The organism is Methylibium sp. (genome assembly GCF_013817365.1).
In the GTDB taxonomy this organism is placed as follows: domain Bacteria; phylum Pseudomonadota; class Gammaproteobacteria; order Burkholderiales; family Burkholderiaceae_C; genus Methylibium.
Window position 1 is genome coordinate 1 of sequence record NZ_JACDCU010000394.1, and the last position, 3,894, is coordinate 3,894.

Sequence of the window (3,894 nt, forward strand, 5' to 3'; positions counted from 1 at the left end):
GCGCTTCGCCATCCGCGAGGGCGGCCGGACCGTCGGCGCAGGGGTGGTGGCGAAGATCATCGAGTGATTTTTGAAGGTTGCGTAGGGGCATAGCTCAATTGGCAGAGCGTCGGTCTCCAAAACCGAAGGTTGGGGGTTCGATTCCCTCTGCCCCTGCCACGCAACGTCCGCTGGAGTGCAGCACGCGCTGATCGATCCGACTGAACACTGACAACAGAACGCCTGCAGGCAGCCCCTTTCGGGGCGTCGCGGGCTTTGCTGCTGTTGCACCGACTGCGCGAGCCGCCGCCGAATCCGAGATCTGATGAACAACCCGACCGTCGAAACCGTTTCTACTGCCGCCGACAAGGCCAAACTCGCCGCCGCGGCTTTGCTCGTCGTCGGCGGCGTGGCGGCGTTCTACCTGCTGGGCACCCAGGACCTGTGGCTGCGCGTCGTAGCCTTGCTGGGCTTGCTGGTTGCGGCCGTGGTCGTGTTCTTTACTTCCGAGCCCGGTAAGGCCCTGATGGCTTTCGGCCGCGACGCAGTGCGCGAGTTGCGCAAGGTCGTCTGGCCCAGCCGCAAGGAGGCGATGCAGATGACCGGCTACGTGTTTGCTTTCGTCTTCGTGATGGCGCTGTTCCTGTGGCTGACCGACAAGGCACTGGAATGGGCGCTGTACGACCTGGTCCTGGGGTGGAGGCGCTGAAAGAGGCGTGATTCGAGAGTGAACACATGAGCGAAGTCCAAACCCCTACCCCCCTGCCTGCCGGCGACGACGGCGCCTCGGCGAATCCGTTGTTGCGCTGGTACGTAGTGCACGCTTATTCCGGCATGGAAAAGGCCGTGGAGCGCAATCTGCGCGAGCGCATCGAGCGTGCGGGCATGCACGACAAGTTCGGCCGCATCCTGGTGCCGACCGAAGAAGTGGTCGAGATGAAGAACGGCAAGAAGGCCGTCACCCAGCGCCGCTTCTTCCCGGGCTACGTGCTGGTCGAGATGTTGATGGACGACGAGTCCTGGCATCTGGTGAAGCACACCTCCAAGGTCACCGGCTTCGTCGGCGGCGCGAAGAACCGGCCGGCGCCGATCTCGGAAACCGAGGTGATGAAGATCGTCCACCAGATGCAGGAGGGCGTCGAGAAGCCCCGCCCCAAGGTGCAGTGGGAAGTCGGCGAAGTGGTGCGCGTCAAGGAAGGGCCGTTCACCGACTTCAACGGCGCGATCGACGATGTGAACTACGAAAAATCAAAGGTGCGCGTGGCGGTGACCATCTTCGGCCGCGCGACACCGGTGGAGCTCGATTTCCATCAGGTCGAGAAAGTCTGAGCCCCAGGGGTGGCTGACGGCCGCTGGGCCGCGCAGACCCTTCGTTGCTGCCGATGACGTGACATCGGTGTGAGGAGCCCGAGGTAGCCAGTCCTCGGGCGTTTGCACTCAACCCCGAACGCCTGGCCGCGCGACGGGTTCCGCAGGAGAGAACATGGCCAAGAAAATCATCGGCTTCATCAAGCTGCAAATACCGGCCGGCAAGGCCAACCCCTCGCCGCCAATCGGCCCCGCTCTAGGTCAGCGTGGCCTCAATATCATGGAGTTCTGCAAGGCGTTCAACGCCCAGACCTCCAGCATGGAGCCGGGCCTCGTGCTGCCGGTGGTGATCACCGCGTTCGCCGACAAGAGCTTCACCTTCGTGCTGAAGACGCCGCCGGCCACCGTGCTGATCAAGAAGGCGATCGCGCTGGCCAAGGGCTCGGCCAAGCCGCATACCGACAAGGTCGGCAAGCTGACGCGCGCGCAGATCGAAGAGATCGCCAAGATTAAGCAGAAGGACCTGACGGCCGCCGAACTCGAAGGCGCCATTCGCACGATCGCAGGATCCGCCCGCTCGATGGGCGTCACGGTGGAGGGTGTCTGACATGGCCAAACTGACCAAACGCCAGAAGGCCCTCGCGGGCAAGGTCGATAGCCTCAGGCTGTACGGCATCGACGACGCCTTCAAGATCGTCCAGGAGTGCGCCACTGCCAAGTTCGACGAGTCGATCGACGTGGCCGTGCAGCTCGGCATCGACGCCAAGAAGTCCGACCAGGTGGTTCGCGGCGCCGTGGTGCTGCCCAACGGCACCGGCAAGACCAAGCGTGTGGCAGTGTTCGCACAAGGGGCCAAGGCCGACGAGGCGCGTGCCGCTGGTGCCGACATCGTCGGTATGGAAGACCTGGCCGAACAGGTCAAGGCCGGCAACCTGAACTTCGACGTGGTGATCGCCTCGCCCGACACGATGCGTGTCGTCGGTACCTTGGGCCAGATCCTCGGCCCCCGCGGCCTGATGCCGAACCCGAAGGTCGGCACGGTGACGCCCGATGTCGCCACGGCCGTGCGCAACGCGAAGGCCGGCCAGGTGCAGTACCGGGTCGACAAGGCCGGCATCGTGCACAGCACCCTGGGCCGCCGTTCGTTCGAGGCCGACAAGCTCAAGGGCAACCTGCAGGCGCTGATCGAGGCGCTGAACAAGTCCAAGCCGGCGACCAGCAAGGGCATTTATCTGCGCAAGGTGGCCGTCTCTTCGACCATGGGCGTGGGCGTGCGGGTCGACGTGGCGTCGATCAACGCGACGGCGTGAAAGAAACGAGGACCAGATTGCCGATGCGGCGTCCGGTCCGGTGAATTGGTGGGTTGCGGCGGCGAATCCGAAGAGGTGAGCCGCCGTGAGCCGTCAAAGACCGTGGGTGCGGTGCCACCGCCTAAACGAGGCGCCGGCTGAGAGGCTGGCGACGACGCCCACGCAGATGGCGATCCCGCTGGAAGGGCGAGTCACCGGTGCTGCCGCAAGCAGTGCCGGTGGGGTTCCCGGACAGAAGGTCGCTGAACCGGTTGCCGAAGGGCCGAGACCGGCGAACCGAGCAGGTTTGCCGTGCCGGCCGTTCGGCGGCCAAGCGAAAGGAGTGGACCTTGAGTCTGAATCGCAACGAGAAAGAAGCCGTCGTGGCGGAAGTGGCGGCCCAGGTGGGTAAGTCGCAGACGCTGGCGCTGGCCGAGTACCGCGGCCTCACGGTGGAACACTTGAACGCGCTGCGCAGGCAGGCGCGCGACAAAGGCGTTTATCTTCACGTGTTGAAGAACTCGCTGGCCCGTCGCGCTGTTGCCGGCACGCCGTTCGAAGTGGTCGCCGCGAGCATGGCCGGACCGCTGATCTACGGCTTCTCCGAAGACGCCGTGGCCGCAGCCAAGGTCGTCGCAGACTTCGCCAAGACCAACGACAAGCTGGTCATCAAGGCAGGTGCTTATGCCGGCAAGGCGCTCGACGCCGACGGCGTGAAGGCGCTGGCCGCCATCCCGACCAAGGAAGTGCTGCTCGCCCAGTTGCTGGGCCTGATGCAGTCGCCGGTGTCGCGCTTCGCGCGAGTGCTGGCCGCCTTGGCCGAGCAGCGGGGCGCTCCTGCCGATGCGGCGGCGTCCGAGGCTGAAGAGACAGCAGCCGAACCGTCGGCAGCCTGACTTTTTTCCCAATTTCAACGTATCCGAGGAACCCCAAAATGGCATTCGATAAAGACACCTTCCTGACGGCACTGGACAGCATGTCTGTGATGGAGCTCAACGAGTTGGTCAAGGCCATCGAAGAGAAGTTCGGCGTTTCCGCCGCGGCGATGTCCGCCCCGGCGGCCGGTGGCGGTGGCGGTGCGGCCGCCGCAGTCGAGGAGCAGACCGAGTTCAACGTGATGCTGCTCGAGGTCGGTGCCAACAAGGTGTCGGTCATCAAGGCCGTGCGCGAACTGACGGGCCTCGGCCTGAAGGAAGCCAAGGACCTGGTCGACGGCGCACCGAAGGCCGTCAAGGAAGGCATCGCCAAGGCCGACGCCGAAGCCGCCAAGAAGAAACTCGAGGACGCCGGCGCCAAGGCCGAACTCAAGTAAGCGGTT

The 3,894-nt window shown here is 64.7% G+C and carries 6 protein-coding genes, 1 tRNA gene and 1 pseudogene; all 8 read left to right on the forward strand.

Going from position 1 to position 3,894, the window contains the following annotated elements:
- Positions 1-67: pseudogene (locus tag H0W38_RS18360) on the forward strand (elongation factor Tu); the annotation flags it as partial.
- Between the two features lie 16 nt (positions 68-83).
- A tRNA-Trp gene (locus H0W38_RS18365) sits at positions 84-159 on the forward strand.
- A 145-nt stretch (positions 160-304) separates the two neighbouring features.
- The gene (gene secE, locus H0W38_RS18370; protein ID WP_292456787.1) at positions 305-688 is read left to right on the forward strand and encodes a preprotein translocase subunit SecE; all 384 of its coding nucleotides are present in this window, start codon (positions 305-307) and stop codon (positions 686-688) included.
- 26 nt (positions 689-714) lie between these two features.
- Positions 715-1,308 (forward strand): transcription termination/antitermination protein NusG, encoded by a 594-nt coding sequence (gene nusG / locus H0W38_RS18375; protein ID WP_292456788.1) that lies wholly within the window; start codon positions 715-717, stop codon positions 1,306-1,308.
- Positions 1,309-1,462: 154 nt separating this feature from the next.
- On the forward strand, positions 1,463-1,894 hold the full coding sequence (gene rplK, locus H0W38_RS18380) for a 50S ribosomal protein L11 (RefSeq protein WP_292456789.1): 432 nt from the start codon (positions 1,463-1,465) through the stop codon (positions 1,892-1,894).
- A gap of 1 nt (position 1,895) precedes the next feature.
- Positions 1,896-2,597, forward strand: a complete 702-nt coding sequence (gene rplA, locus H0W38_RS18385; RefSeq protein WP_292456790.1) for a 50S ribosomal protein L1 — start codon at positions 1,896-1,898, stop codon at positions 2,595-2,597.
- Positions 2,598-2,926: 329 nt separating this feature from the next.
- Complete coding sequence (gene rplJ / locus H0W38_RS18390) at positions 2,927-3,472, forward strand: 50S ribosomal protein L10 (RefSeq protein ID WP_292456792.1); 546 nt, start codon at positions 2,927-2,929, stop codon at positions 3,470-3,472.
- Between the two features lie 38 nt (positions 3,473-3,510).
- On the forward strand, positions 3,511-3,888 hold the full coding sequence (rplL, locus tag H0W38_RS18395; protein WP_292456794.1) for a 50S ribosomal protein L7/L12: 378 nt from the start codon (positions 3,511-3,513) through the stop codon (positions 3,886-3,888).
- Positions 3,889-3,894: the final 6 nt, after the last annotated feature.

Bases quoted from the DNA above. Each gene is read 5' to 3' on its own strand.
- rplK (WP_292456789.1), top strand. From the start codon at position 1,463: ATGGCCAAGAAAATCATCGGCTTCATCAAGCTGCAAATACCGGCCGGC.
- secE (WP_292456787.1), top strand. From the start codon at position 305: ATGAACAACCCGACCGTCGAAACCGTTTCTACTGCCGCCGACAAGGCC.
- nusG (WP_292456788.1), top strand. From the start codon at position 715: ATGAGCGAAGTCCAAACCCCTACCCCCCTGCCTGCCGGCGACGACGGC.
- rplL (WP_292456794.1), top strand. From the start codon at position 3,511: ATGGCATTCGATAAAGACACCTTCCTGACGGCACTGGACAGCATGTCT.
- rplA (WP_292456790.1), top strand. From the start codon at position 1,896: ATGGCCAAACTGACCAAACGCCAGAAGGCCCTCGCGGGCAAGGTCGAT.